Below are 26996 nucleotides of genomic sequence, written 5' to 3' on the forward strand. Positions count from 1 at the left end.
GACCGGGTTTCAGCGGTGTATTGATGGCTGGTGCGGTAAAGTGCGTAGCGATTCGCCCCGGGCAACGAACTTCTGAGGCGGATGAGATTCGGCGCGGTGAGGGAGGCGGAGATTGACGCCTGTGATGCGAAGACCTAGCGTTTCGGCTCATGAGTTCACCTTTGATCAAACTGCACCTCGGGGCCTTCAACTGTCCGCAGGAGGGGTGGTACAACACGGACATCACGCCGCATATCTGGGTGACGATGATCCCGGGGCTGCCGTGGCTGCTGCGGAAGGCGGGGCGCATCACGCAGGCTCGGCTGGAGGAGCATGAGCAGGGTGTGTTTAAAAAGCTGCACTACCTGAATGTGACGAAGCGCTTCCCGCTGGCGGACAACAGCTGCGAGTGCGTGTTCAGCTCGCACATGTTTGAGCATATTTTTGTGTGGGATGTGCCGCTGCTGCTGGGAGAGATCCTGCGCGTGCTGGCTCCGGGCGGGGTGGTGCGCTTTGTGATCCCGAGCCTGGACCACTACGTGAAGCTCTATGATCCGGAGGACCCGACGGCGATGCTGCTGGGCATCCTGGAATACGACGGCACCGGGGTGAAGAACCGGCACCAGTGGATGTACACGGAGAGTTCGCTGTGCAAGCTGCTGACGAAGCATGGCTTTGTGAACGCGCGGGCCTGCAAGTACCGCGAAGGGAAATGCGCGGACCTGGAGCGCATTGATAACCGGCCGGAGAACAGCATCTATGTGGAGGCGGAGAAGGCGGGGTGAGGGGGGGAGGTTGGAAAGTACTATCGAGCTTTAGCTCGTTCTGTGTTCTGGGAGAAGCGGGGCGGTTTCCAGAGTGAGCTAAAGCTCACGAGTACTTTAGTGGGGGCGCTGGAACGTTCGTGTTTGCCGCAGAGGAGCAGAGAGGCGGAGGGGGCAGAGGTTGGGGAGTGATGGATGGAGCGGGAAGAGTGTGCGATTTTGAGCTGCGTGTATGCGCTGGACGTTGCGTGAGCGTGAGGGATCGGGACGATCCCTCTCCTCCAGAGTGTGCTGCGGTGAGGTGAGACTGGCGGCTCTAGATCGTGCTTTACGGGTGGTGTGGTTTGTGGTGGGATTTGGGCATGGAGTTCTCGCCTTCTCTTCTGCGCATGCGCGGCGTGTGTGTGCCGGTGCTTGCCCTGGTGCTGGCATGGGTGTGCGGGGCGGCGCCAGTGATGGTCAAGAGTGCGGCGGCACGGAATGATGGCGCTGGGGTGGGAACGCAGCGGCAGGTGTGCCTGGTCCCCACGCAGCCTCTGTGCCTGAGCATTGATCCCGGCAGCTCCCGCTTCGGCCTGCATCTGCATTTCGATCCGCTCTTCGTGCTCGAAGTTCCCTCCCGGCTGCAGGAATTCCCGCAGGTGATTATGGACTACCTGCCCTGGTGGCGGGAGATGGAGATCAACTCACATTACCTCACTGGATGGCAAGTGAACTTGGTACCGCCAGAGGAGCGGTTTGGCTGGTGGCTCACGTGGATGTGTCAGCAAAGCCCCCTGCGGATTTCGCCAGAACTGCCCTATGTCTTTCCTGAGGGCGCTGGCTATTTTGACATTCGCGGGGACGTCTCGGGCGGGTATCCCTATGTCGTGGGTGGCCCGATGCCGCCGATGCCTGCCTACGGACCGCTGGGCCTAGTGCTGCGGATGGCTGAGAGGGGGCTTTGAGATGGAGGATGATGATACATGGCTGCGACGAAGGCTCAATGTGCGGGGATCAGGGTGATCCCCCCCTCCGGCTGGGGGTGCTGCGTAAGCGTGGTATTTCGTGCTTTACGGGTGGGGTGAGTTGTGGTGGGATTTGGGCATGTTCAGGACAATCACGCTTGTTGCTTTGGCATGTGCCGGTCTTGGCGTCACAGCACGCGGTGAGGAGGCGGCCGCGCCTGAGGTGATGTCGTTTGTGGAGCTGGTGAAGTGCCATGCGAGGTCTGCGACGCCCTTGAGCAAAGAACAGCAGCATGAGGTGACGATGGATGCGCATCGGCTGCGCAAAGCGGCCGACAGAGCGCACGGCATGAAGCTGACGCCGCTGGCAGACGAGGCGTTTTTGGCGGCGGTGGGAAAGCTGACGTCTGTGGCGCACCGGCTGGACGGAAACAACACCGAGGACCTGGATGTCTGGCACGGGCTCTCAAGCCTGCTGGAGACGGTGTTTTGGTCCAAAGGACTGAGTGCCGAGGGAGCGAAGAGAGTACTGGCTGCAGAGATCGGGATCTTGAAACGCTGCTTTGAAGAAGAGGAACTGCTGAAGAAGGCCGGGGCGTCTCCAGGGGTGGTCATGATTTACAATGTGGTCGGCGAAGGCCCTTCGGCTGCGGAACTGAAAAAGCAGGCGGCCAGGGCGCGGTACAATCTGGTGGAACGGGCCGAATGGCAGATGTTTGAGAGCCTCTGCCGCGCCTTGCGGAAATTGGAGCCCGGCACAGCGGAGCAGCGCAAAAGGTATCTCATGGCCGCGGGACTGACGGCGGGCGAGATCGAAAAGTGTCTGAGGCTGGGGCGGGAACTGGATGCTGAGGCGTTTGTGAGACATGCGCCGCTGTGATGGGGTGCGAAGGCGGGCCGCGCCGGCTAAAGCCTGCACTACAATACTCAGAGAGGCGGAGACGGGCTTTGAATGGACAAGGGGCTGAGGTGCGGCGGCTGAGGTGGCCCTTGTTCCGCAGGAACAAGGCTACCGGGCTGCGCCTGGTGCTGGCGGGTATTTTGTGGTATGACTCTGACGTCCGGTCTTTGGAAAGCGGCGGCTGCGGTCGTGGCACCCTTCGCGACCACACTCCATATCGGACGGGCGGGCGAAGCAGGGGGAGAGCGAAGAGGCGGCCCGGGTGGCACCTTCAGCGGCTCATTTGTACTTCGGGGAGATGTGGATCTGGATCACCGACTCACGGAAAGGGGTGGCTGTGGAGCGCGCTGCGCGGCTTTGCCCGTAGACCATGCGGCACTCGATCCAGACGATCCTGTCCTGATGAAGATAGGCGGCTCTCAGTCTCAGGTCATAGCCGTCTTTTGACTCCTCCAGAGACTGGGTGGACGTGGGAACGTCCATGATGGAAAAGAAGGCTTCATTTCCGGAGCGGGACGGCGGCAGCAGAGTCTGCAGCACTTCCTGGTAGGTGCGCGCTTCGGCCAGCTTTTCCAGCGTGGGCGGTTGAAAGGGGAACAGAGGATAGGAGGTGTCATCTGCGGTCTTGAGCGCCGCATAATCGTCCGCCACATGCAGCTTCTTGAACGGCACCTGGCTCCAGGCGTCTTGATCGAATGAAACGGCCACCTCCTTGTAGTTCACCGAGGATTCCTTCTGGATAAAATCGCCCAGCCCCTGCAAATCATAGAGCCTGAGGAAAGGCAGGATCTGCGCTCCTGTATAAACCTTCGGGCCGGGGGGCTGACCCGGCAGGCAGGTGATGGCGAGGAGCATGCACGCGAGAAGGAGGAGAGGTGGTTTCATCGGTTTGTGTATTCATCGCGCAACAAACGGCGAAGCCAAACTTTAAACCTTCAACCTCTCCCCTGCCCTACGCTTTCATCTCGCTGATCTGCTTGGTGGCGATGCCGATGGGCTTGTCGAGCGGGATGCCGGCACAGGAGAGGATGGTGGTGAGGAGGTCGCCCTGGTTGCCTTTGGTGTCGGGGAGGTAGCGGCCGGTTTTGACGGTGCCGCCAGCTTTTCCGGCGAGGATGAAGGGGAGGTTTTCGCGGGTGTGCTTGTTGCCGTCCTCCAGGCCGGAGCCCCACATCATGAGGCAGTTGTCGAGCAGGGTGCCGCTGCCTTCCTTGATGCTGTGCATCTTTTTCACCATGTAGGCAAACTGGGCGATGTTGAAGGCGGTGATGGCCTGCACTTTGTTCACCATTTCGGTGCGGTTGTTGTGGTGCGTCTGTGAGTGGTGCTCGTCCTTGAAGCCGAGCTCGGGATAGGAGACGCCGTTGGGCGTGGAGCCGATGTAGGTGCTCACGCGGGTGGTGTCTGTCTGAAAGGCGAGGACGGTGAGATCACACATGACCTGCATGTATTCGCTGCGCTTGTCGCCGAGGGGGATCTTGATCTCGATGGGCGGGGTGTCGGTGCCGCGATGGCGGCTGGGGGCGAGGCCGGATTTTTCGAGGGCGGCCTCCTTCTGGCGGATCTCGATGGCGGCGATGCGGCGCTCGACGGCGCGGACGCTGTCGAGGTATTCGTCGAGCTTGTGCTGGTCGTCCTGCGGGAGCTGCTTTCTCAGGTCCTTGGCGCCGGTGATGACGAGGTCGAGCATGCTGCGGTCCATCGCGCGTGCCTTCTGCGCGGCGGGGCTGGGGTCTGCGCTGACGCCGCCGGAGCCGCCCTGATTGAAGAGTCGGTTGAGCACGCTGCGGGGATTGATCTCCGCGGGCATGGCCTGGGTGGCGGAGCGAAAGCTGCAGTGGGAGTAGTAGCCTTCATTGAGCCCTTCCTGGTTCTCCTTGTGCGTCTGCGGCATGGTGGCGAGCTCGAGGGAGGGCAGCGCGGTGAGTGCGCCGATGTAGTTGGCGGCGATCTGGTCGGCGGAGATGGCGATGTTGATGCGGTTGCGCTGGCGGGCATCCGGAAGCTGGGCGGTGAGCCAGGTGGAGAGCTCGAGGGCGTGCGGTGCGCCATTGAAGGGCGCGATGGGGATGCCGCTGATGCCTTTCATGAGGAGGCACTGGTCCAAAACGCCGCGCAGGGACTCGAGTGCGGGCGGCGGGGTGGTGAGGTAGCTCTCCGGCGTGGCGGGCCAGAACTGATCCATGATGACGCCGTGGGGCATGTACATGAAGCCGAGGCGCACGGGCGGGCGCGCTGCGGCGGCCGTGGCTGCTGCCGCGCCTTTTTTGGCGGTGTCTGCCCAGCCCATGACTTCGAGCAAGGGAAGCGCGAGGGTGGTGCCGAGGCCGCGCAGGCAGGTGCGGCGGGAGATGAGGGGGCTGCGGGACATGGGGAGAGGAAGTGAAAAGGGGTAAGTGAAAAAGGGGCGTGTGCCGAGGGGGGCAGAGCGTCTGAGTACTTTTACTCGGAGAGGGCTTTGATTCTATCGGGGTGTTGAGGGGAGGCTGCGCTGCATCCCAATTTTCCCCGTGGCCGTTCATTGAATCATGCGCCGGCCTGGACTATGGCCGTGACTCCATGAAAACGCGTGATGATGTCGTTCTAACGCTGAAGTCTTTGCTGGCCGATCTGAGCCGTGACCGCAGCTCGTGGGAGAATCCATCGTTGGAGAGATATTTGGATGCCATGGCTGCATGGCTCGACTCGGCCCGGATGCGGAACACTGAAAAGCCCTCGTGGGAACTCATCTGTGAAATGCTGGAAGCCGCAAAAGTTTACGAATGACGAATGCGGCGAGGGACGCACTGCGAAGCGGTGGACGACTCCACGCTCCGCCGCCAAAAAAAAAGCCTGCCGGGGAATGGAGCATTCCCCGGCAGGCGGTGGATTCAGCGTGGATCAGCGGCGGCCGAAATGGAAGGGGAAGACCGAGGGGCGGCAGTTGCCGAAGCTGCTGCCATGGTGATGGCTCACAGGGCGGCAGTTGTGGCTGACGATGCGGTAGCCAAAGATGGGATGGCGGTGGCGGTCATAGCCGACGACGACGCGCTCGCGATACACGGGGGTGCCGCAGGAGTTGCAGTTGTTCGCGAAGCTGCGGCTGGGAGCGGGGCCATGGCGGTGGCCGTCAAAGGCATGCGAACTGGAAGGCGCGAAAACAGCCAGGCTGGCGGTGGCGGCGAGGAGGGTGATGATCTTTTTCATGACTTGAGGAGGTTTGCTTTTTTTGATCTGCTGCCGCTTTCTTGCGGCGTGTTCATGAGACGGGGGGCGGCCGGTCTTATTCGAGATCTGGCGATCTATTTTTTTTAACGCCCATGCGAGGCCCGCAAAAGCTGACGGAGGAAACCGGGGCTGCAGCCTGTGGAGCGAGTGCCGAATACAACGGATGAATTGACGGCGGGGCGGCGCAGGCATGGGCTGATGCAGCAGCACCTCCAGGTTCCTGACAGCTTTGCTCTTCAACGCGTGCAGAGGGTCACTTCACGGTGACCTGCTTGTCGAGCTTGTCGGCGGAGGAGCCGAAGAGGCCTTCGCGGCTTTTGGAAAAACGGAAATAGAGGGTCGAGGGCTTGTCGTCACTCCAGCCATCGACGGTGAGCAGGTCATCTGCGCCCTGGGTCCATTTGAGAGGCCATTCCTTGCCGGAGGCATTGGCCTGGATGCCGCTGCCGTCCGCCTTGAAGGTGAACTGGCTGCCGCTGGCGGTGGTCCATTTTTTTCCGACAAAGGTCCGGGGCTGGCGGGAGGGGGCTTCAGGGTTGCCGCCGATTTTTTCAAGCTCGCTCTTCGCGGCGAGGGCGTCTTCGAGCTTCCCTGCCTTGGCGTAGGTGTCCTGCAGTTTTTGCAGTTCGCGGACATAGACGGCGTCGCTTGGCTGCAGGGCTTTGTCGCGCGACTGGATCCAGGATTTTCGGAGGGCGACGAGCCTGGCGGGTTGTTTGTCGGAGGCGGGTGCTGAAGCCGCTGTGGCGGCGTCTTCGACCACGCTCTGGCTTTCGTTTTTGACGGCCATGGCGTCTTCGAGCTGCCCGGCCTTGGTGAAGGTGTCGAGCAGCTTCTGCAATTCGCGCAGGTAGCCTTCATCGATGGGCTGTGCGGCACGGGCGCGTGCCTGCTCCCAGGATTTTCTGAGCATGCTGATCTGGGTGGGCTCTGCAGTCAGCGCTGAGGCGGAGAAGGCAAAGATCGAAAGGCCGAGGACGATCCAGGTGCTGAGATGGCGTGTGTTCATGAACGAATTGTTTCGTTTGAGTGGAAGTCTGGCATCGGGGCTGAAAGCCCCTGCATGCGCCGCAATCTGAGCAGCGAACGGCGCGGCGGCGAGTCCAACTTTCGAAGGACCCGCAGACTGAAGAAATGCCCTAGGTGGCACTGACGACGCACCTGGAGAATGCGGACCACGGGCGTTGCGGCGGTGCTCCGGGTGGCTGAGAAGGCAGGCGCGGGAGTTGCACAACTTCTGCTTTCGTTCACTCTGTGAGCTGATCTTGTGTATGCGCCGCTTCCTCACACGCCTGCTTCTCCTTTCCGCCGCGCTCGGCCTGATGTCCTGCCGCTCTGTGAAGGAGGAGGAGGGAGACAGTGCGCGGTTTAGCGCCGGCAATTCATTCTCCTCCTGTGAGTACATTCTGAAGGGTACGCGAATGTCGTATTACACGATCGGGTACAATGGCGCGGATCGAAAGCGGGTGAGCACCAGAAAGCTGACGCCCGAGGAGCTGGCCGCGTTTTGGAAAGGGCTGGAGGACAACGATGTGTACCACTGGCGGAGCAAGTACGAGCCGTCAGGCGAGGTTCCCTACACGGATCCGGGAACCTGGGATCTCACGATCCACAAAGGAGGAAAACGAGTGCTGCAATGCTGGGGCTTTGCGGCCTACCCCAGCGATGCTGATCCGCGCAAAACGACCTCGTTTGAAGAGACTGACCGTTTCAAGAGGATGTTCAATCTCTTCATTCTCCACCTGTAAGCAGCTCCTGAAGAGGGGGCGGGGCTCCGTGGCTCAGAGAGGGGCACGGCGGGCGCTGGGCCTGCGCAGCAGATTTTCCTGTCCGTCATCTGCATGGCCCCTTTTGTGCTGCTGTGCACGCGCGCGCCGCATGCGTGGAGCCGGGATGGCGATGGCTGTGATGGACCTGCCTTGCCAGCAGGCGCAGCACGCTTTTCAAGTCCGGCCTTTCCGTGTTTTTATCTCGACAAGACCTGCGGAAACAAGCAATTAATTGAATCTATCACTTAATCCTTATTTATTTGTATCTTAGATAAAGACATTCTGAATATAGGGCGTTAGAAATTTTGTTTTTAGGACAATCCCATGTTTTTCCTCGTTGAAGTGACGAGCAGATCAACCTCCGACATTATAGAAGCATGACCCCGGCTCACATTTCCACCCGCAGCGCCCGCATTCAGTTTCGCTTTGTGATCGGGGTCTGCGCCTGCTCGCTGATGGCCTCCTGCGGGAGCGGCCCGAATTATTACCGCCCCAGCTTTGTGGAGATGGCGCGGGTGCCGCGAACGGTGAAGGTTCTGGATAAGAACGGCAAGCCGGTCGAGGTGGCGGTGGACAGCAGGACGGACCGCAATGCGGAGCTTCGCTTCAGCGACCAGGTGGCGATCAACTACGCGAATGAGATGATCAATGTGCTGGCGCCGAAGTTCAACCGGGCGCGGTATGCCAGCAATGCCTCCGCGACGCTGCAGACGGCCTCCTCCGGCCTGGTGGCTGGAAACGCCGCCACCAAGCTGGGCGCGCAGGCTCTTTCGTGGCTCGGCGTGACGAATCTGCTGCTGCCCGGCATCCAGGGGATCTTTGACGCGAAGGGACGCTCCCAGGCCTACCTGAAGGCTGCGTATGAGATCAAGAGCGCGATCAATGAGTACCAGTCGTTCAATCAGAACCCGTCCGGCACGGTGCTCACGCAGAACGGGGTGACGCTGGTGCACCGCACGGATGCGGCGATCCATGTGGTGGAGTCGTTCCTGGCAGGCGAGATGCCTGACCCGGTGAAGGTGCGCCAGATGGTGGAGCCGATGTCAACGAAGGGCGCCGTCGTCACGGCCGCCGGAGATCCGGTGTATAACAACATCTCGTCCAGCGGACTGAGGCAGGCGGTGGCCGAAATCCCGTTTAACCCAGGGAGGACCACGGATGACAAGATCACTCTGCCTGGCGCTGCGTACCTGAAGCGGGTGGATTCGCTGCTGGGGCGGGTGGATGGCATGAAAGCTGCCGATGCCATCAAAGCCGCCAATGACAATCTGGGGCTGACCCTGACCGCGAACGACGGCACCAAGGCGACCTCGCTCATCTACCGGGCGATAGCGGAGCTGCGCAACACGGAGGACGTGAAAGCAGTGGAAAAGTGGGAGGCGATTGTGCCGCCCCTGAGTGCGACGCAGAGCCGCATCGACAAATTGATTGATAAAGCCGGCGGCCTGGGAGACCGGGCAGTCGTCATAGCCAATCAGAAATGGCCGGGCGGCCCCTCCTTCACCAGCAAGGCGAAGGCGATCCAGGCCATCAGAAGGGCGCTCATCGTCCTGCAGCAAACCCCTGACGAAACCGAAATCGCCGACTGGGAGCAGCGGATCAACGGACCGTGAAGCCACGGACAGGCCCCCAGCTGCAACAGCCCGCCACAACACTCAGCCCTCCTAAAACATGCCTGACAACCTCATCACCAAATTCAAGGCCGCCACATTAGATGACCTGATCGAACATCTGCAGGTGAGCATCGAAGCCAACAACGGTGTCATTGTCTCCATTTCAAACCTGACGAGCACCGCAGAGGGCAAGACCGAGTATTTTCATGAGGTCGAATACTTCAAGCGTCCGGCAGGGACGGTGGTGAAGCCGGTGGAGTATCACGAGTTTAAGAGCGCGGAGGAGGCGGCCCAGCGGCTGGAAATGGCGGAGGTGCTCAGCCAGGGAAACTGCCCGGTGTGCTATTCGAGGCTGACGTTCATCGACGCAAATGGTGTGGCGATCGCGACGAATATTTTCTTTTACCGGCCTGATGGCGGGGCGTGGCTGGCGACGGTGACGAAACCGGCGATCAGCGCAGACCTGACGGGGACCATCCCGTGGAGCAAGGCCAAAAGAAGCCAGACAACCTACCAGGGGCTGAGCAAAGATGGCATTTCCTACTTTCCCAAAACGGGAGGCGGAAACGCTGCGGTGGTGACGGTCACGGACGCGGACATCGACACGGACGGCCCCGGGGGGAGCAAGGCGGTCGATCCCTACTGGCTGCCCAACACCTCGCTGACGGATGCGAACGGGAAGTCCTGCGACTCGCGCAAGTTTTTAGGGGTCGTGATTCCGCCGGGGCTGACGCATGAGTTTGGCATCCGCACGGGGGACTTTGCGCTGCTGAACTGGAAGGACAAGCAGGTGCCCGTGCAGGTGTATGATGTGGGGCCGAGCACGAAGATCGGAGAAATCAGCTTTGGCGCGGCTCTGGCGCTGGGCATCCACACAGACAGCAGCCCTGCCGGTGAAAAGGCGGCTGCCACCAGGGGAAATTCTGTGAAGGATCTGATGACGGTGTTTTTCCCGGGCTCCGGCGGCGGCAAGGCCGTGACTCAGGAGCAGACGACGGAGGCTGTGAAAAAGCGCCTGGCAGACTGGCTGGCGCCTGCTGCACCGGCGGTGGCACCGGCACCGGCTGCACCTGTGGTGGTCGCAGCGGCTCCTGCCAAACCAGCGGCCGGGGGCTAGCCCCCGGCGCAGGTGAAAAAGGGCCACGGATGAACGGCCGTTTGCACTCGTGATGGATGAAGGCGGAAAGCGGTAGCTGCGTTCGTGCCTCACTCCGCGACCGCAGTCCATATGGGGCTGGGTGTGCGGTGTTTTGGGGGATGGCGGAGGTGGCCGTTGTTGCACAGCAACAAGGCTGCTTTGCCGGAACCAGTTGCGGCGCAACTGGGCTGCTTTTTAGCGGGCGGGGTGGAGCGAGGGATTTTTTTGGAGTGCGGCTGCGCAACGAGGAACGAGTGGAGCTGCCGCTTTCGTGAGTCTCGTGGCGTGCGCATACCCAGGCTGTGAGCGAAAGATCATCGGCTGCCGCCTGCGGAATTTATCGGGTTCCCGCCCTTCGTCCGGCACGGCGAAAAGCGGTAGCTGCGTTCGTGCCTCACTCCGCGACCGCAGTCCATATGGGGCTGGGTGTGCGGTGTTTTGGGGGATGGCGGAGGTGGCCGTTGTTGCACAGCAACAAGGCTGCTTTGCCGGAACCAGTTGCGGTGCAACTGGGCTGCTTTTTGGCGGCGGGTTGGAGCGAGGGATTTTTTTGGAGTGCGGCTGCGCAACGAGGAACGAGTGGAGCTGCCGCTTTCGAGGGCGGTGTGATGGGCGTGGGGTGAGGAGCTGGCGAAGGATCACCGGCTGCCACGTCCGGTTGGGGCTGGGCGTGCGAGAGCTGTGATCGACGGCGGAAAGCGGTAGCTGCGTTCGTTCCTCACTCCGCGACCGCAGTCCAAATGGGGCTGGGTGTGCGGTGTTTGGGGGGATGGCGGAGGTGGCCCTTGTTGCACAGCAACAAGGCTGCTTTGCCGGAACCAGTTGCGGCGCAACTGGGCTGCTTTTTGGCGGGCGGGTTGGAGCGAGGGATTTTTTGGAGTGCGGCTGCGCAACGAGGGACGAGTGAAGCTGCCGCTTTCGAGGGCGGTGTGATGGGCGTGGGGTGAGGAGCTGGCGAAGGATCACCGGCTGCCGCGTCCGGTTGGGGCTGGGCGTGCGAGAGCTGTGATCGACGGCGGAAAGCGGTAGCTGCGTTCGTGCCTCACTCCGCGACCGCAGTCCAAATGGGGCTGGGTGTGCGGTGTTTGGGGGGATGGCGGAGGTGGCACTTGTTGCACAGCAACAAGGCTACTTTGCCGGAACCAGTTGCGGCGCAACTGGGCTACTTTTTGGCGGCTTTCCCGGGCTCCAGTTGCGGCGCAACTGGGCTACTTTTTAGCGGGCGCGGGTTTCGTGGCTGGCGCGGGCTTGGCAGCGGGCGCGGGCTTGGCAGCGGGCGCGGGCTTTGTTGTTGGCGCGGGCTTGGCGGCGGGGGCGCTGAGGGTCTCGACGACGCGGCGGTTGAGGAAGGGGTAGCTGGTCACGACAGAGGTGATGAGGGTCTGCATGCGGTGGTTGTCTTGGGAGATGCCGCGCATGAGGCCGTCGATGACGATTTCGTCGTGGCCTTCGAGCTGGCGGCAGAGGGCGTAGGCGAGGAACTTTTCGGCGAGGTTGCGGGTGAGGTCGTCTTTGCGCTGGGCGATGATGGCTTTCAGCTCGGCGGGGGTGGTGAAGCGTTTGCCGCCGGGGAGCTCGCCTGCGGCGTCGATGGGGCCGCCGGTGTCGTCCTGGGCGCGCCAGCGGCCGATGGCGTCGAAGTTTTCCAGGCCGAAACCGATGGGGTCGAGGATCTTGTGGCAGTTGGCGCAGACGGCGTTGGTGCGGTGGAGCTCGGTGCGCTGGCGGAGGGTCATGCTGGCGATTTTGTTTTTGTCCTGCTTCTCCAGGGTCGGGACGTTCGGCGGGGCGGGCGGGACGTGCTGGCCGAGGATCTGCTCGAGCACCCAGACGCCGCGCTTCACCGGGCTGGTGCGATTGGGGAAGGAGGTGACGGCGAGGATGCCGGGCATGCCGAGGATGCCGCCGCGATTGGGGTCGGGGAGTTTGACGCGGCGGAGTTTGGAGCCGGTGATTTCGGTGGCTGGCGCGCGAGCGGCCGGTGTCAGATCAGGCGGTGAGACGGCAGGCGCGGAGCTGGGAGCGGGGTCGTTTTCTTTGGGATTCTTTGGATGGCCAATGGCGCGCTCGAGAAACCCGAGCCGGGGGGCTTGCTCAGGCTTGATGCCATGCGTGTAGAGGGCGGCGAGGGATTCGTTGAGGTAGGTGTAATCTGCGGTGATGAAGGTGGAGACGGGGGCGTTGTCGCGGATGATGCTGGTGAAGAAGAGGCGGGCTTCGTCATACATGGCCTGACGGAGCTCGGGGGTCATCTGGGGGAATTTGGTGGTGTCGAAGGTCTTGCTGGCGAGATCGGCGAGGCCGAGCCACTGGGCGCCGAAGCCGTCGAAGAGGGCGCGGGAGCGGTCGTCTTTGAGCATGCGGGCGACCTGGGTCTTGAGGACGGCGGGGTCGTGGAGTTTGCCCTGGTCGGCGAGGGTGGAGAGTTCTTCATCGGGCATGGTGGCCCAGAGGAGGTAGGAGAGGCGGGAGGCGAGCATCCAGTCGTCTAGCGGGACGATCTCGGGGGCGGGTGGAGGCGTGGGTGAGGGCGTGGTCCCCTGCCCTGGGATGGTGACGGCCACCGGGGCAGAGGTAACGCCGGTGCTGGCGGGGGTGATGTAGAGGAACTGGGGGGAGACGAGGGCGGCCTTGAGCATGAGCTTGAGGGCATCGTCATAGGGGAGCTGGTTTTTCGTGGCGAGGTCGTAGACCTGCATGAGGACATCCACCTCCTGCGCGGTAGCGGGCCGGCGGTAGGCCTGCCGGGCGATTTTTTGCGCGACCTGCCGGGCGGCTGCGCGGTAGTCTGCGGGCGTGGAGTCGATGGTGGGTGCGGACGGGAGGTCGAAGAGGCGCTGCCGGACCTCCACCTGCGTGAGGGTGGCTGGGCCGCGGCGCGGGGGGAGGCCGAGGCGGAGGGCCTCATTGGCGATGCCGAGGTACTGCTCCATTTGCAACGGTGAGAGCGTGTTGAGGTAGCCTTCGCCGGGGACGTCGTCGGGGAGCTCTTTGACGATGTCCGGGGAGACGCCAAGGAGGTCGTGCAGGGTGTTGCCGTATTCGGTCTTGGTGAGGCGGCGGATGACGAAGGCGCCGGGGTCCTGGGGGCTGAGGTATTTGAGGCGGCTGACCCAGCTCATAAACTCCTCGCGCTCGGCGTCGGTGGGCTGCTTGTCGGCGTCGTCCGGGGGCATGTCGTGCGCGTTGACGGTGGCGAGGCCCATTTTCCAGCGGCGGGTGAAGGCGGGGTCGGCGGGGTTTTTGAGGGCGGGGGCGAAGTTGACGCCGCCTTTCATGCGGCGGTCGCCGTGGCACTCCCAGCAGTAGTTTCTGATGAAGGGGGTGATCTTGTCTTTGAAGGTGCGGCGGACTTCGTCCTGAACGGTGAGCGCGGCGGCGACGGTGGGCTTGGTGGTGGGTTTTGCGGCCGGCTGAGGAGCGGGAGTGGTGGCAGCGGGCCGGGCAGAGGCCTGTGAGGGTGTGGTAGATGCTGGTAGGGGCGCGGGCTTGGGCGCTGGGGCTGCGGTTTTGGCCGGGGCGGCTGCGGTGCTGGCGGGCGCTGGGGCTGCGGGGGCGCTGGCTGTTGCGGGAGCGGGCGCTTTGGCGGGTGTCGCGGCTGCGGCGGGCGCTTTGGCTGGCGCGGGGGTTTGGGCGTGCGGGATGGACGCGGGCAGCAGGGCGAGGAGGGCGCAGAGGAGGGGCAGGATGACGCGGAGGTCATGCCGCTGGGTGAGTGGGGGCATCAGGGGATTCTTCAATGGGGGGACCGTTGGGTTACGGTGCGCGCGGGGTGGGTCTTGCGCTGAGTCGATTTGCCCCCCCATGGGAAGGATGGGTTTGAGACAGATGGGGGGCTGCGGGCCAGAGACAGACGCCGTCGCTGGGGGAAATGGATGAAGGTTCCCAGTGTGGCCCGGAGCTGAGCCCTGCGGTCATGCTTTTTTTGCGCGCAGCCACTGGGCTGCCATGACGGGGGCTATGGAGAGAGAGCGGGGGGCCGCGCGGTTTTGCGGCCGCGGGCAGACCTGAACAGCTGATTCACAGAGGGGGAGAGGTCTCCCCCGCCCTGTGTGTGCTGACGGTGAGGGGGGAGAAATCAGCCCAGGACCTGAAGGAGGACGCGGCCGACGAGGAGGATGACGACGGAGGCGTAGATGATGGCGCTGACGGTGTCTTCCGGGTGCGTGACGCGCCTGGCGGGCACGGGTGCGCTTTCATCGAAGGTGAAGGAGGGCAGTGGCGATGTCATGGCGTGTGGGCGGGTGCGGGGTGGATGACGGCTGCGCGTTTGATTTCGCCACCAGATTACCCGGACTGCGGGGAAACACCGATAAGTAAAAGGTTCATATTGGCGGCCGGGTGCCGGGAGGGATGGGGGGCTGCGGGGCTGCTGCCTCCCCTGCCCCCCGGGGGCGCGGGCTGGCCCAGGGCGGGTGGTTCTTCTGAAAAAGGTCTGGCCAGACGGGGCATTGGGATTCATCATGGGGCTTTACTGCCATGGAAGAAGAGGTGTTTTCGAATTTCCTGAAGAAGCGTTACGAAGACCAGCTGCAATGGTTTGAGGCGAAGGCGGCGGCGCAGAAGCGGCGCTACCATGTGCTGCAGACGAGCGTGGTGGTGATCTCGTCTTCGATGCCGGTGATGGTGACGATGATGCCGCCGACGCAGAACTGGATCACGGCTTCGGCTTCGGTGATGCTGGCGCTGGGGACGGCGCTGCTGAAGATGCTGCACCTGCCGGAGGCGTGGATCAACTACCGGGACACGGCGCAGGCGCTGCGGCAGGAGATGTCGTGGATGGAATTTCAGACGGGGGTGTACGCGGAGCTGGACCTGCCGACGGCACGGAGGAAATTCATTGACCGCGTGGAGGACATCCTGCTGAAGGAGTCGGGCACGTGGCGCAGCACGGCGATGACGCCGGTGATGAACAACAACGGCGGTCAGCCAAACCCCTCCTATGGAGGTGGTGGCGGAGGCAGCGGAGGCTACCGGCCACCGCAGCAGCAGCAGTCGCGCGGGGATCGCGGTGACAGGCAGTCGTATAATAACGGGGACCGGGGTGAGCGCGGGGACCGCCAGAACCATGGAGGAGACCGTGCAGAGCGGCAAAACAACGGTGGGGACCGTGCAGAGCGACAGCCGCCACCGCCGATGCAGCAGCGAGTACCGCGCTCGACCGAGGTGGATCTGGAGAATGGGTGAGCACAGCGAATCCATGCGGCTGAGCAACGAGGGACGTGTGGAGCTGCCGCTTTTGTAATACCACGATCTGTTAAAAACGGGTCTGAAGGTGGAGGCACGAGCTGACGGAGGGGGATCATCTTGATCCCCCCACCTGCAGCGTGTTCGCGGATGTGCGAGAGCGCTGGATGATGAGGGAGGCTCGGCTTTGCGAAGGCACGAGAATGCAGGGCGATGCGTGAGCGTGAGGGATCGGGACGATCCCTCTCCGCCAGAGGCTTGGCCGCAGAGACGGAGGGGGATCATCTTGATCCCCCCACCTGCAGCGTGTTCGCGGATGTGCGAGAGCGCTGGATGATGAGGGAGGCTCGGCTTTGCGGAGGCACGAGAATGCAGGGCGATGCGTGAGCGTGAGGGATCGGGACGATCCCTCTCCGCCAGAGGCTTCGCCGCAGCGACGGAGGGGGATCATCTTGATCCCCCCACCTGCAGCGTGTTCGCGGATGTGCGAGAGCGCTGGATGATGAGGGAGGCCCGGCTTTGCGGAGGCACGAGAATGCAGGGCGATGCGGGAGCGTGAGGGATCGGGACGATCCCTCTCCGCCAGAGGCTTCGCCGCAGAGACGGAGGGGGATCATCTTGATCCCCCCACCTGCAGCGTGTTCGCGGATGTGCGAGAGCGGTGGATGATGAGGGAGGCTCGGCTTTGCGGAGGCACGAGTATGCAGGGCGATGCGGGAGCGTGAGGGATCGGGACGATCCCTCTCCGCCAGAGCGCTGGCTGGCCGCATGGGATGCTGGCTTACATCCATAAGACCCGTTTTCAACTGTGCGTGGTATAAGTCTCGTGGCGTGCGCATGCCCAGGCTGTGAGCGAAAGATCATCGGCTGCCGCCTGCGGAATTTATCGGGTTCCCGCCGTTCGTCCGGCACGGCGGAAAGCGGCAGCTGCGTTCGTGCCTCCCTTCGCGACCGCAGTCCCTATTCTGCGGCGAGGGCTCAGGGCCGGGTCATGAAGGGGCTGCGGGAGAAGCCGCGCTTGTCGTGGTTGGTGATGCTTTCGATGTACCACTCGTGGGCGTAGGAGTGGGCGTCGAGGTAGGCGTCCATGTCTTCCTTGAGCTCGATCTGGAAGCGGCTGAAGCGGGGGTGCCAGCCTTCGGGAGGGACGCCCTGGGCAAAGGCGGAGGTGCAGTAGTAGTCGAGGGGGTGGTACTGAATGACGCTGCTGAGGTCCCCCTGCTCTTTGACGTCGGGGAGCGGGGTGTCGAGGATGGTGAGGCGGAGGTTGGCGGGCCTGATGCCGAGGATGTCGAGGGTGCGTGCTGCGGCCATGACGACGAAACCGCCGGCGCTGTGGCCGATGAAGTGCATGGGCTGGTCGGCGCGGACTTTACCGGATTTGATCTGCATGGCGAGCTTGCAGCCGACGATCTTGCCGATCTCCTCGCCCATGGAGCGGATGGCGGCGAGGTCGTTGAGGAAATTGTGCTGGAGGGAGGGGTCCTGGGCGGCTTCGTGCCAGTCCACGAGGCAGATTTCGGGGACTTGCAGGGCGAGGTCTTTGCTTCTCTCCAGGGTGTTTTGCATGCGCTCCATCCAGCGGCTTTTGTCTTCCTTGCGGTTGGCGCCGTCATGCAGGCCGTGGGCGATGAGGATGAGGCCGTGGGCGGTGCGCTCTGGCCGGGGGTCCCAGCCGTCTGCGGTGGCGCTGGAGAGGAGGCGGCCATCCCGCCGGTGGATGGCGCTGGTGGCGACGTAGTCTTTGGGCACGTGCCAGGCGATCCAGGCGGAGGTGAGGACGATGGCGACGGCGACGACGACGAGGCGGCCGAGGATGACGGAGAGGATGAAGCTGAGGCTGGCGGTGAGGCCGCCGAGGAGGCGGTGGTGCCAGGTGTGGCGCGCCTGCTCGACGGTGGCGCGGATGGTGGCGGCCTCGTCGAGGTTTTTGCTGCGGTAGAAGAACTCGGAGTGCTCGGCCTGGTAAAACCATTCGACGACTTCGCCGAGGAGGACGGTCTCGACCTGGTGGACGATGGCCATGGCGTCGGGGAGGGTGGCGGCGTGCTGGAGGCGGGCGGCGGCGGCTTCGAGGAAGTCGATCTGCAGGGCGTAGCGCCCGGTGCGGCGGTTGAGCTCGAGGAAGGAGCTGAGGGACTGCATCAAAATGGCGACGAGCGGGAGGGTGGTGCCTGCGAGGCCCATGACGTAGTCGGAGCCGGAGACGCGGAGGAGGTAGTCTGCGCGGCCGCTGATGACGAGCGCGGCGCCGGCGACGGCGAGGAAGAGGGCGCCGTCGAGGGTGCGGGTGACCCAGCGGCTGAGGTTTTTGCGCTCGTGGATGGCGGCGCTGCGCTTTTCCTGGTAGTGGTCTCGCTGGTTGAGGATGCGCTCTGTGAGGTAGCGCTGGCGGAGGGAATCGAGGTCAGGCGTGCTCTCGGGGGCAGAGTCCTGGGGCAGGCCGGCGGCGATGACCTGGAGCTTTGGGACGGTGGAGAGGGCCTCGACGGTGACGCGGCCGGGCAGCCAGCCGGTGGCGGCGGCGGAGCGTGCGATCTCGGCCAGGAGGCGGGCGCGCGTCCAGGTGTGCTGCATGCCGCGCCAGCGCAGCCACCAGCAGACGCCGACGATGGCGAGGGTGCAGGTGAGCACGGCGGCGGCGGTGTAGCCGGGGTGCCAGCCGAGGCGGAGGACGAGGAGCCAGAGGAGCGGGAGGACGACGGCGACGCCCTCCAGCGCGAGGATCCAGCGCCAGAGCCTGCGGGTATTGGGCGCGAGGGTGCTGGCGACGGCGTCCGCCTTTTCCAGCACCTGCGCCGCCGTGGCTCCCGGCTGCAGGCCGAGGGCGGTGCAGAGGGGCTGGTACCACGCGGGGCGGTGAGGGTGTGCGGGGGGCTGCTCCATGGGGCAGAATGATGAATCGGCTCAGCGCCTACTTCAGCGCAGCATCTGTGCCTGCGTCAAGTGTGGGACGTGCTATTTCCGGGCGGTGTCCGCAGGTTTGTCCTTGGTGAATTCCGGCAGGGAGAGGGGGGCTTTGCGCATGTCTGCGGCGCGCTGGCGGAGAGCTTTGGCGATGTCTGATGCGGTCTTGCGGTTTTCGGGCTTGGTGAGGGGGAGGGCCTCCATCCAGGCGGCGAGGCGCTCTTCGCGCAGGGGCAGGTCGCCGAAGTTTTTCACGGCGGAGATGGCGACGAGCTCCTTCATGGCTGGCAGCGCGGCCAGGGCCTGGCTGTAGGGGGGATCAAAGAGCGCTGCGTCGGGATACAAGTGGAAGGACAATGAGACGACGCACTGGGCGAGGGCCTCCTCGTTGTCTCCCTGAAGGGCGGCGAGGATGGCTTTGTTGTAGGGGGTGGTGGAGCTGGGCTTTTTGTCCTTGGCGGCGCTTTCCTGAATCCTGCGGGCTGTTTCTTTGAGGTCTCCCAGAAGCCAGGGAAGCCAGATGTTTGCCGGGCGCTCTGCTTCCGGCATGCGGGCGGTCAGCGCCTCGGTTTCGTCGATGGTTTTCTTCATTTCGGCTTCGAGCGCGGGGATCTGGGCGGGAGCGGTGCCGGGGCTCAGGATCTCCCGCTTGAGGATCAATGCGAGCTGGTGAAGGCAGGACTGGCGCTTGCTCAGGGTGAGGCCCGAGTCTGGAGCGAGGGCGCGCTGCAGCACGGCTTTGGCCTCCGCGAGCCTGCCAGCCAGGCGCAGCGCACCGGCGTAGGCGCTGGCGTGAGTGATGCCGGCGATGCTGTCGGAGTCGGGCTCTGCGCGTTCAAAGAGCTGCTTGCGGATGGCGATGGCTTCGGGGAAGAGCCCCATGTCTTCCAGAAGTTCTGCGTGGGCGTCCTGGGCCCAGGTGGATGTGTCGTTGGGGAGTCCTTCGACGAAGCATTTTTCGCTGTCGGTGTACAAGCCGAGGCGGCGGAGGTTGTCCCCGAGTTCGGTGAGGACCCAGCCTTTGTTTCCTTCGTCAACGGCATGCTCATAGGCGTCCTTGTAGCCTGCCGCGGCTTCGAGGGTCTCGTTCTGCTGGCGGTAATGCGCGGCACGGCGGGAGACGAGGTGGAAGAGGATGTCCTTGTCCTCCTTTTCGCTGTCGGGCTTGACCTTCTTGAGGGCGGCCTCGATCCCCTGGTTGAGCACGCTGAGCGACCAGAGGCGGTATTCTTCATCGGGGCTGCTGGTGCCGTCCCAGAAGGCTTTGTAGAGCGGGAGGCTGTCTGGCTGGTCCTTGAAGACCTGCTCGGCAAAGGCCCGGGTTTCTTTGGCACGGCCGACGTCGTTCATGTGCTTGGCCACTTTGAGGAAGAGGGTGCGCCAGGGCTCCTCGAATTTTTTGCTGCCGGCGGCTTTTTCGATTTCGGCGGCACAGCGCAGGAGGTCTGCCTTGTCTCCGGAGAGGTCGGCGGCTTTGTCCTCCAGCTTGAAGCGGCGTGTCCAGGCCTCGTCCTCGCGGGCGGGGATGAGGGTGGCCTTGCGGACGTGGTCGAGGGCTTCGACGGGGCGGCCAAGCTCTTCGTGGAGGTAGGACCAGGAGAGCTCCGCAAAGGCCTTGTGGTCAGCCTCCTCGGCGAGGGTGGAGGTGAGCCTGAGGTAGGCGGTGGCGCGGTCATATTCCTTGAGGGCTCTGGCCTGGATGTAGGCCCTGGCGGTGCTGATGTAGTCGGGCGGGTAGCCGGACTTCACCGCCTCGTCATAGGCTTTGAGATAAGAGGTGCGGTCCTGCGGGGTGACGCCCGTGCCCTTTTTTTCGGTGATCTTTTCATAGAGTGCAGACAGGCTTGAGGACTGCTTCTGCATTTTGTCCAGGCGGGCCTTGATCTCGGACATCTGCGGACTCTCGTAGAAAAGCTGGCCTTTGCGGATGCTGAGGGCTCCGTTTGCGACGGCTTTTTTCACCGAGGCCACGCCTTCGTCGAAGACGCCCTGCCATTCGGAGGAGAGCGCCTCGCGCTTGATGCCGCCTATGTTGTGCATCTTCAGGCGCTGCTCGATGAGTCCGGCATAGTCCTGCCAGACTTCGCGGGACTGGGGCTGGGTGAGCTCCATGGACTTGAGGCGGGTGCTGAGCAGGAGCCAGCGCAGAGGAGCGGGCAGAGTTTCGATTTCGTCTATCCTGGCCTGGTCGGCCTCGGTGGCGGCGGGTTTCCAGTCCAGCAGTGTCTTGAACTTTTCCAGGTGCTGCATGTGCTGACAGTCCATGCCGCATTTTTCGAGCTTGCCGTGTGTGTTGCTGGCGCGGGCGAGGAGCGCGTCGATGTCCTCGCGGCGGACGTGCGCGCCCCCTCCTCGGTACCACTCGGTGACCTGGGCAAAGATGTGCCAGGAGTCGGCGATGTCCCGGGCGGCGTCTGCGTCGGCATGCATGTCGCGCCAGGACCTGTCCTCCCGGGCCACGCCGACGACGGAGAGCGCGTCTGAGACGTCCACGGACCAGCGGGACTTGGCGTCTTCGAGGGATTCGCCGGCGCGGATGATGGGGGTGGGTTTGGGGAAGAACTTCCAGAGGCGGAGCCAGCCGTGCTGATCTGCGGCGACGAGGCAGCGGCCGTCGGGTGAAAAGGCCACGGCCTCTGCCTGCGCGGGCTTTTCTGAAAAGGCGGGGATGGTCTCGAAGACCTCGCCGTCCCTGCCAAGGCGGATGGAGCCGTTTTTCAGACCGGCGGCATACCAGCTGCCCTCGGGTGAAAAGGCGAAGGTGACGGGCGGGAAGGAGGAGCGAAAAGAATTGGCGCGTTCGATGGAGTAGGTGCCGTGCGCGATCTGGAGGAAGATGCCGTCATTGCCGCCGTCCTTGGTGACGAGGTGGGTGAGGTCATCCGGTGCCATGACCACAGGGCCGGAGAAGTCGTCGCTGGACTCCACCTCTCCATCGGCAGATTTGTAGGTGATGTATTTTTTGTCGTCGCCTGCGATGAGCAGGAGGCCATGGCTGGCAAAGGAGAGGGTCTTGATGGCGCTTTTCGAGAATGACTTGCGCCAGCGGAAAACGGACCCGGCAGTGCCTGCGGTGTCGGGAATGGAGGGGTCTGGGAGGGTGATGTCGAGGAGGGCGACGTCGCCACTGGGGAAGCCTGCGGCGAGTGATTTTCCATCGCAGGACAAGGCGAGGCAGCAGGGGGCTTCATTGAAGATTCTGCCATCGGATTCGGTGCGGGACTGGTCGGTATCTTCGCCCTGACTGCGGCCTTTTTTGGAGGCTGCCGCCTTGCCTGTCTGGGCTTTGGGCTTGTTGAAGCTGGCGGCCGTGAGGAGCAGCGCACGGCGGGGGCCGGGGCCCTGGGCAAACTCGGCATCTCCCACCCAGGCACTCATTTCTTTGAAGCTTCTGGCGTAGCCGACTGCGACATGGGTGAGAGGCAGGGAACTGTAAGATCCATACAATCTTCTGGCGGACACGGACAGAGCCATGATGCCGTGCGGGGGACAGAAGCCCGCGGCGGTGAAGCCCTGGCTCGTGAGCTGGGGGATGGGGCTGGCTTCGGAGTCTTTTTTGGATTCAGGATCGGTGGTCAGGTACCGAAGTTCGCGCCCGATGGGGTCCAGCTCAAAGAGGGCCACATCCCCGCGCTCGGTTTCACCGAGATCCACCATGCCGGCATTGGCGATGGTTCCGCTGGGCAGGGTGAGGACGGGGCCGCGGGCAAATGAGAGGCTGCCCCGGTCTGAGAGCACATCTGTGCCATCTGCCGACCAGACGCCGATGCTGCCGGACCAGGTGCAGGCCACCAGGGAAGCACCATCTTTGCTGTAGCTGACATGGATGCGGCTGCCCCAGTCGATGTCTTTTTCATCGATGGAGTAGCCAATGCTGAGCTTGCGGATTTCGCCAAGAGTGGCGGCATCGAGCAGATAGGCATTTCCAAGCCGCCCGCCGAGGGCGATGCGTTTGCCGTCTGGAGAAACGGAGAGGGACTCCACGCCTTCCTTCAAAAGCATGAAGGCCCCGGCGGGCTTGCCGGTGCTGACATCCCGCAGCTCGACGGCTGCGGTCTCGGGGGCCCGGCCATACTCATGGGTGGAGGCGACGACGCAGGTCCTGCCGTCTGGCAGGAAGGAGAGGGCGGTGATCCGGCCTTCATGCTTCCACTGCACTGGGGGGGCTTTCTCCGGCCCGGTGCCGGCGACAACGACGGTGCCGTCTGCGAGGCCGGCGAGAAAGCGGTCTCCGGTGGGGCTGAGGGAGAGGGCGGTCCATTCGCCGAGCGGGGGCAGGATGGGCTCGGACTCGACTCCGGTGGCGAGCTCGATGGAGATGACCGGACCATCCTCGATGGCTGCGATGATTTTTTTGCCGTCCGGAAGCAGGGCTGCGGAGGCAAACTTGCGCCTGGTCTTGATGACCAGGGAGGTGACGCTGGGCTGAAGCTCCCAGACATGGAGGAGGCCGAGGCCATCCACCACCAGGAGGCGGCGGCCGTCCTTGCTGGCGTCGAGTGCGCGGACCAGCCTGCTAGTCTCATCATCAGTCCGGACACTCGCAAAGCTCAGGGGGAAAGCGAGGGAGGGCTTGGCCACTGCCTCCGGCTTGGGCTGACTGGCGAGGTCCCAGGCGAAAAGCTGGCTGAGTCTTTTGTCGTCCTCATCCTGCTGAACGACGAGAAAGCCGGGCTGGTGCCACCAGGGGATGATGCTGGTGACGGGCGTCTCCTTGGACAGCCTGAAGGCGCCGGCGGGCTCCACCTGAGAGGTGGCGGCGCGGGCAGCCGGAGCGAGTGCGGGCGCGGCTTTGGCCTCGTCGCTTGCTGCCGCTTCGTCAGGCAGAAGCTCGGCGGCGGCGGCATTGACCTCATCCTTGGCGCTTTGGGGGATGGCGGCCATGTCCTCCATGGCGCGGCGGAAGAACATCGCCTCGACGGTGCGCCTGCCTTCAGACCAGAAATTGATGGTCTGGGCCTTGTAGAGCTGGCCCATGGCGGCGGCAGCTTTCTGCTGCTGATCCTTGGCGATGGCGATTTCCGACCTGGCTTTTTTTTCGGCATCGGTGGCCACGGCTGCCTGCTGGGTGGCGGCGGTGGCCTCCGACTTGGCGCGCTCGCTGGCGGCGAGGGCCTCGGCCCGGCTTTTGTCCGCGGCTTCTTTTTCCAGGACGGTCTGCTGGAGAATGATTTCGGCGTTCTGCCGGGCGAGGTCCGCCTTGCTGCGCTGCATGAGCGCCCAGATGGCGACGGCGGGGCAGACGATGAGGAGGAGGACGGCGGCGGCGCGGCCCCAGAGGGCGGCCATGCGGGCCCAGTCCTTGGGCATGCGGTCGGAGATCCAGCGGGTGTTGAAGTTTTCCCGGTAGATGGGGTTCTTGACGATGAGCCAGCCTTTCTCTCCGCGCACGAGGCCGGTGAGCTTGAGGGCGGAGATTTCGGGCAGGACTTCGCTGTCCTCCACGCGGGAGCCTTTGAGGACGCGGCGGTAAACGCCGAGGAGCTTCTGGGTGAACTCGGGCTGGAGGGTGCGCTCTTTGTCGATGCGGTCGCGGATGGCGGTGAGGTTGTCGTCGGTCTCGCGGGCGCGCTGGGAGAGGAAGTTTTCGTGGACGATGCTGTCCACGTGCGCGGGGAGGGTGGCGGCCTCGTCTGCGGCGGCCATGGCGCAGATCTTTTGCGTGAGGTAGGGCTGGCCGCCGGTCCAGTGATAGACGCGGGAGACGATGTCCCGCGCGGCGTCCGGGGGGAGGCGGGTGAGGCCGTCTGCGAGGGCGAGGGACTCCTGCTGGGTGAAGTCGCGCAGCTCGATGCGGTGGCCGATGTTGAAGGGGGTGATGTCCTTGTTTTCGATGAGGTCGGCGGGACTGGCGACGCCCATGAGGCAGAAGCTGAGGCGCTCGAGCTCGGGGTCGCGGCTGCGGCGGTTGTAAAGCTCGCGGATGCCGGTGAAGAGCTCGTCTGTGGAGAAGGCGGTGATGCTGCGGACGTAGTCGATCTCGTCGATGACGATGACGATGCGGCCGGTGATCTCCGCGAGGAGGACGCGGCGGATGACTTCCTGCCACATCTGCTGGGGGCCGAGATTGGCATTGGCGGCGCGGAAGTCGTCGATCTCGTCCTCGATGCCGAAGTCGTCGCCGAGGCGCTCGAGCATGCCGTCGAACCACTGATGGGCGGTGAGGTTTTTGCCGAGGCCGGAGAGGTCGATGAAGCCGAAGCGGAAGCCTTCGCTGCGGAGGCTGCCGGCGGCGCGGGAGACGAGGGAGGACTTGCCCATCTGCCGGGAGGTGAGGACGTAGCAGAAGTCTCCGGCCTTGATGGCGTCAAAGAGCTCCTGGTCGGCGCGCCGCTCGATGTAGGAGCGGTTCATGGGGGGCATGGTGCCGCCGGTCCAGTAGTAGCGTGCGGTGGCGGGCTGCTTGCCGGGCTCTGTGCTCATGGGTGTGCGGGTGTGGAAGGTGCGTGCGGGGTCCCCCTGCCCCGCTGGGCGGCTGCTGCTGAGGTGGTGCGGTGGCTAGACGAGGTGGTCTTCGAGGTAGCGGCGGTAGATGCCGCAGCGTACCTGGGCCTCCTGGCGGATCTCTCCGACGATGAGGCCGGCGCTGCGGAGGCGGAGGAAGGAGTCGGGGTCGAGCTCCCTGCCCTGCTTGATGAAGCCGCGCACGGCGGCTTCGAGCTCGGGGTCGCGATGGAGGGCGATGAAGAAGCGGCGGAGGTGGTCGCCGAAGACGCCGCTGTCGCGGCTGGCATTGGCGATGAGTTTTTCGAATTCGGCGTTGGGGTCGCTCTCGGTGCGCTCGATGGTGAGGGCGTAGAGGCTGCGGCGCACGAGGAAGGGCTGGCCGCCGACGGCCTCCATGAGGCGGCGGATCTGCTCGTCATTGGCCAGGGGGTGGCCGTAGCGGGCATTGAGGTCTTTGACTTCCTCAAAGGTGAAATCCGCCAGGGTGACGCGGGTGCCGACATTGAAGGGGGACTGATTGACGTCTTTGATGAAGAGGGTGGCCTCGGTGGCGAAGCCGATCACGAGGGAGAGCTGGCTCCAGACGCTGGCGGGATTGAGCTGGCGGGCATTGTGCCAGGAGCGGAAGAGGCCGAAGACTTCGGTGCTGAAGCCGCAGGGGAAGAGGCGGTCCACCTCATCGAGGGCCCAGACGATGGGGGTCTGGGCGTCGCCGATGATGCGGCGCTTGACGAAGCGCTCGAAGCGCACATTGGGCGCGCGGCCTTCGGAGCCGGGCTCGTCGTAGGTGGCGTCGATGTCGAGCTGCTCGGCAAGCTGGTAGGCGAGGGCGCGGTAGAAGGTGTCGAGGGTGGCGAAGTCGCTCTCGTTGAGGGTCTGGAAGTCGATGATGACGACGCGGCTGCCGTTTTTGCGGGCGCGCTGGAGGCCGCGGGCGATGAGGGAGGTCTTGCCCATCTGGCGCGCGCCTTTGACGAGGACGATGCTGTCGCAGTGGTCGATGCCGGCCTCAAAGACGGCGTCTGAATTGCGCACGACGTAGAAGGGCGAGGTGAGGGGGACGGCGCCGACGGGGTTTTCCCGCTGCTGGGCCTGGGTGGCGGGCGGGGGCTGGGGGCGCTCGACGGCTTCGGTGATGGACTGGAGGAGGGCCTCATCGTCCTCGGGGCCGTGCCAGAGCTGGTACTGGAGGTGCTGGAGGGCGTGGGCCATGCCGGGGGGGAGCTCTCCCTCATAGGCGACGCGCACGGGGAGGATGCGCGGGGTGCCGCCGGGCGGGGTGTTCTGCCGGCGCTGGGCGATCTCGATCTCCTCTTCGAGCATTTCACTGCCGATGGAGAACATGGAGAGGAGCGGGATGACGATGTCTGCGGTCTCGACTTTCTCGCGGATGACGCGGCGCCAGTCTGAGCCGACTTCGAGATTTTTGTCCACAAAGACGCGGTGGCCGCGCTGCTGGAGGCGCTCGTAGATGAGGCCGAGGAGGCGCTCGTCTTCGACGACGTTGCGGCGGTAGAGGATGGCGACGGAGGATTTGTCTGCGGCGAGCGGTGGCTGGGCGGGTGCGGATGGAGATGCGGGCGCGGGTGCAGGCACAGGAGCGGGTGCCTGTGCGGGTACGGGCCGGGGCTTGGCTGCGGCGGCGGGCTGCTGGGCTTCGGACTTGAGCTGGCGGAGCTTGAGCTCGCCGATGAGCTGGCGGATCTGCACGGCGGCGCTTTCGAGCTTTTCGATGAGCGGCGGGGTGCTGGCGTCGAAGTGCTGGGTGGTGGCGAGGAGGAACTCGAAGACGCGGCAGGTGTCCGGCGCGGCGACGTAGAGGGGGACGACGGGGACTTTGTATTTGTCTGCGACGAGGAGCTCGCGCCGCTGCTCGTCGGGCTTGAGCACGGTGTTGTCGCTGATGAGGATGCACATGAGGAGGCTGTTGCAGATGGCCTGGGAGATGGAGTCGTCCCAGCGTGAGGCGAGGGCGATGCCTTCCTGGTCGATCCAGCAGCGCAGGCCATTGGCCTCAAGGACGGTGCGGAAGTTGTCTGCGCAGTCGCGGTCGCTGCTGCGGTAGCTGATAAAGACGTCGTGCTTTTTCATCATGCTCATATTTGAATGGCGGAGAGACGATCAGGGGTGAGGTGCA

General features: G+C 64.0%; 17 protein-coding genes. 8 read left to right on the top strand and 9 right to left on the bottom strand.

The genetic code is table 11. The annotated features are described in order from the left end of the window. The first annotated feature begins 149 nt into the window (after window positions 1–149). From ACFQDI_RS20215 to ACFQDI_RS20225, 3 genes are all read left to right on the top strand, one after another. Window positions 150–764, top strand: a complete 615-nt coding sequence (locus ACFQDI_RS20215; protein ID WP_377170251.1) for a class I SAM-dependent methyltransferase — start codon at window positions 150–152, stop codon at window positions 762–764. Between the two features lie 341 nt (window positions 765–1105). Beyond that, entirely contained in the window at window positions 1106–1690 is a 585-nt protein-coding gene (locus ACFQDI_RS20220) for a hypothetical protein (RefSeq protein ID WP_377170253.1), read from the top strand. A gap of 139 nt (window positions 1691–1829) precedes the next feature. Continuing rightward, window positions 1830–2570 carry a hypothetical protein gene (locus ACFQDI_RS20225; RefSeq protein ID WP_377170255.1) on the top strand — a complete coding sequence of 247 codons (741 nt, stop codon included), beginning with the start codon at window positions 1830–1832 and terminating at the stop codon, window positions 2568–2570. A gap of 300 nt (window positions 2571–2870) precedes the next feature. Here ACFQDI_RS20225 and ACFQDI_RS20230 read toward each other — a convergent pair whose 3' ends face one another. Both ACFQDI_RS20230 and ACFQDI_RS20235 read right to left on the bottom strand, forming a co-directional pair. After that, complete coding sequence (locus ACFQDI_RS20230; protein WP_377170257.1) at window positions 2871–3476, bottom strand: hypothetical protein; 606 nt, start codon at window positions 3474–3476, stop codon at window positions 2871–2873. Window positions 3477–3543: 67 nt separating this feature from the next. Then, window positions 3544–4962, bottom strand: a complete 1419-nt coding sequence (locus ACFQDI_RS20235; RefSeq protein ID WP_377170259.1) for a DUF1552 domain-containing protein — start codon at window positions 4960–4962, stop codon at window positions 3544–3546. 188 nt (window positions 4963–5150) lie between these two features. On the opposite strand from ACFQDI_RS20235, the gene ACFQDI_RS20240 reads away from it, so the two are divergent. Beyond that, on the top strand, window positions 5151–5357 hold the full coding sequence (locus tag ACFQDI_RS20240) for a DUF7660 family protein (protein ID WP_377170261.1): 207 nt from the start codon (window positions 5151–5153) through the stop codon (window positions 5355–5357). Between the two features lie 114 nt (window positions 5358–5471). Here ACFQDI_RS20240 and ACFQDI_RS20245 read toward each other — a convergent pair whose 3' ends face one another. Continuing rightward, complete coding sequence (locus ACFQDI_RS20245; protein WP_377170263.1) at window positions 5472–5777, bottom strand: hypothetical protein; 306 nt, start codon at window positions 5775–5777, stop codon at window positions 5472–5474. Between the two features lie 274 nt (window positions 5778–6051). Continuing rightward, the gene (locus ACFQDI_RS20250; RefSeq protein WP_377170265.1) at window positions 6052–6807 is read right to left on the bottom strand and encodes a hypothetical protein; all 756 of its coding nucleotides are present in this window, start codon (window positions 6805–6807) and stop codon (window positions 6052–6054) included. Between the two features lie 262 nt (window positions 6808–7069). Here ACFQDI_RS20250 and ACFQDI_RS20255 point away from each other — a divergent pair, with 262 nt between their 5' ends. The 3 genes from ACFQDI_RS20255 to ACFQDI_RS20265 all read left to right on the top strand — a co-directional run bounded on the left by ACFQDI_RS20255 (window position 7070) and on the right by ACFQDI_RS20265 (window position 10297). Continuing rightward, a complete protein-coding gene (locus ACFQDI_RS20255; RefSeq protein WP_377170267.1) occupies window positions 7070–7546 on the top strand; it encodes a hypothetical protein in 477 nt (158 codons plus the stop codon). A 398-nt stretch (window positions 7547–7944) separates the two neighbouring features. Continuing rightward, window positions 7945–9180 carry a hypothetical protein gene (locus ACFQDI_RS20260; RefSeq protein WP_377170269.1) on the top strand — a complete coding sequence of 412 codons (1236 nt, stop codon included), beginning with the start codon at window positions 7945–7947 and terminating at the stop codon, window positions 9178–9180. A 58-nt stretch (window positions 9181–9238) separates the two neighbouring features. Continuing rightward, window positions 9239–10297 carry a hypothetical protein gene (locus tag ACFQDI_RS20265; protein ID WP_377170271.1) on the top strand — a complete coding sequence of 353 codons (1059 nt, stop codon included), beginning with the start codon at window positions 9239–9241 and terminating at the stop codon, window positions 10295–10297. Between the two features lie 1229 nt (window positions 10298–11526). Here the strand turns inward: ACFQDI_RS20265 and ACFQDI_RS20270 are convergent. Together ACFQDI_RS20270 and ACFQDI_RS20275 are read right to left on the bottom strand one after the other, a co-directional pair. Next, the gene (locus ACFQDI_RS20270) at window positions 11527–14043 is read right to left on the bottom strand and encodes a DUF1592 domain-containing protein (RefSeq protein WP_377170274.1); all 2517 of its coding nucleotides are present in this window, start codon (window positions 14041–14043) and stop codon (window positions 11527–11529) included. 353 nt (window positions 14044–14396) lie between these two features. Next, window positions 14397–14549, bottom strand: coding sequence for a hypothetical protein (locus tag ACFQDI_RS20275; protein WP_377170276.1), 153 nt, complete (start codon window positions 14547–14549; stop codon window positions 14397–14399). A gap of 248 nt (window positions 14550–14797) precedes the next feature. Between ACFQDI_RS20275 and ACFQDI_RS20280 the strand changes: the two genes are divergently transcribed. Then, window positions 14798–15505 carry a DUF4231 domain-containing protein gene (locus ACFQDI_RS20280; protein ID WP_377170278.1) on the top strand — a complete coding sequence of 236 codons (708 nt, stop codon included), beginning with the start codon at window positions 14798–14800 and terminating at the stop codon, window positions 15503–15505. A gap of 978 nt (window positions 15506–16483) precedes the next feature. On the opposite strand, the gene ACFQDI_RS20285 is transcribed toward ACFQDI_RS20280, so the two are convergent. The 3 genes from ACFQDI_RS20285 to ACFQDI_RS20295 form a co-directional block, all read right to left on the bottom strand. Further along, a complete protein-coding gene (locus ACFQDI_RS20285; protein WP_377170280.1) occupies window positions 16484–18391 on the bottom strand; it encodes a hypothetical protein in 1908 nt (635 codons plus the stop codon). A 72-nt stretch (window positions 18392–18463) separates the two neighbouring features. Continuing rightward, on the bottom strand, window positions 18464–24835 hold the full coding sequence (locus tag ACFQDI_RS20290) for an AAA-like domain-containing protein (RefSeq protein WP_377170282.1): 6372 nt from the start codon (window positions 24833–24835) through the stop codon (window positions 18464–18466). 75 nt (window positions 24836–24910) lie between these two features. Next, window positions 24911–26953 carry an AAA-like domain-containing protein gene (locus ACFQDI_RS20295; protein WP_377170284.1) on the bottom strand — a complete coding sequence of 681 codons (2043 nt, stop codon included), beginning with the start codon at window positions 26951–26953 and terminating at the stop codon, window positions 24911–24913. Window positions 26954–26996: the final 43 nt, after the last annotated feature.

The organism is Prosthecobacter fluviatilis (genome assembly GCF_042655725.1).
GTDB lineage: Bacteria > Verrucomicrobiota > Verrucomicrobiia > Verrucomicrobiales > Verrucomicrobiaceae > Prosthecobacter > Prosthecobacter fluviatilis.

Bases quoted from the DNA above. Each gene is read 5' to 3' on its own strand.
- ACFQDI_RS20245 (WP_377170263.1), bottom strand. From the start codon at position 5,777: ATGAAAAAGATCATCACCCTCCTCGCCGCCACCGCCAGCCTGGCTGTT.
- ACFQDI_RS20265 (WP_377170271.1), top strand. From the start codon at position 9,239: ATGCCTGACAACCTCATCACCAAATTCAAGGCCGCCACATTAGATGAC.
- ACFQDI_RS20270 (WP_377170274.1), bottom strand. From the start codon at position 14,043: ATGCCCCCACTCACCCAGCGGCATGACCTCCGCGTCATCCTGCCCCTC.
- ACFQDI_RS20295 (WP_377170284.1), bottom strand. From the start codon at position 26,953: ATGATGAAAAAGCACGACGTCTTTATCAGCTACCGCAGCAGCGACCGC.
- ACFQDI_RS20225 (WP_377170255.1), top strand. From the start codon at position 1,830: ATGTTCAGGACAATCACGCTTGTTGCTTTGGCATGTGCCGGTCTTGGC.
- ACFQDI_RS20235 (WP_377170259.1), bottom strand. From the start codon at position 4,962: ATGTCCCGCAGCCCCCTCATCTCCCGCCGCACCTGCCTGCGCGGCCTC.
- ACFQDI_RS20285 (WP_377170280.1), bottom strand. From the start codon at position 18,391: ATGGAGCAGCCCCCCGCACACCCTCACCGCCCCGCGTGGTACCAGCCC.
- ACFQDI_RS20280 (WP_377170278.1), top strand. From the start codon at position 14,798: ATGGAAGAAGAGGTGTTTTCGAATTTCCTGAAGAAGCGTTACGAAGAC.
- ACFQDI_RS20220 (WP_377170253.1), top strand. From the start codon at position 1,106: ATGGAGTTCTCGCCTTCTCTTCTGCGCATGCGCGGCGTGTGTGTGCCG.
- ACFQDI_RS20215 (WP_377170251.1), top strand. From the start codon at position 150: ATGAGTTCACCTTTGATCAAACTGCACCTCGGGGCCTTCAACTGTCCG.
- ACFQDI_RS20260 (WP_377170269.1), top strand. From the start codon at position 7,945: ATGACCCCGGCTCACATTTCCACCCGCAGCGCCCGCATTCAGTTTCGC.
- ACFQDI_RS20290 (WP_377170282.1), bottom strand. From the start codon at position 24,835: ATGAGCACAGAGCCCGGCAAGCAGCCCGCCACCGCACGCTACTACTGG.
- ACFQDI_RS20255 (WP_377170267.1), top strand. From the start codon at position 7,070: ATGCGCCGCTTCCTCACACGCCTGCTTCTCCTTTCCGCCGCGCTCGGC.
- ACFQDI_RS20250 (WP_377170265.1), bottom strand. From the start codon at position 6,807: ATGAACACACGCCATCTCAGCACCTGGATCGTCCTCGGCCTTTCGATC.
- ACFQDI_RS20230 (WP_377170257.1), bottom strand. From the start codon at position 3,476: ATGAAACCACCTCTCCTCCTTCTCGCGTGCATGCTCCTCGCCATCACC.
- ACFQDI_RS20275 (WP_377170276.1), bottom strand. From the start codon at position 14,549: ATGACATCGCCACTGCCCTCCTTCACCTTCGATGAAAGCGCACCCGTG.
- ACFQDI_RS20240 (WP_377170261.1), top strand. From the start codon at position 5,151: ATGAAAACGCGTGATGATGTCGTTCTAACGCTGAAGTCTTTGCTGGCC.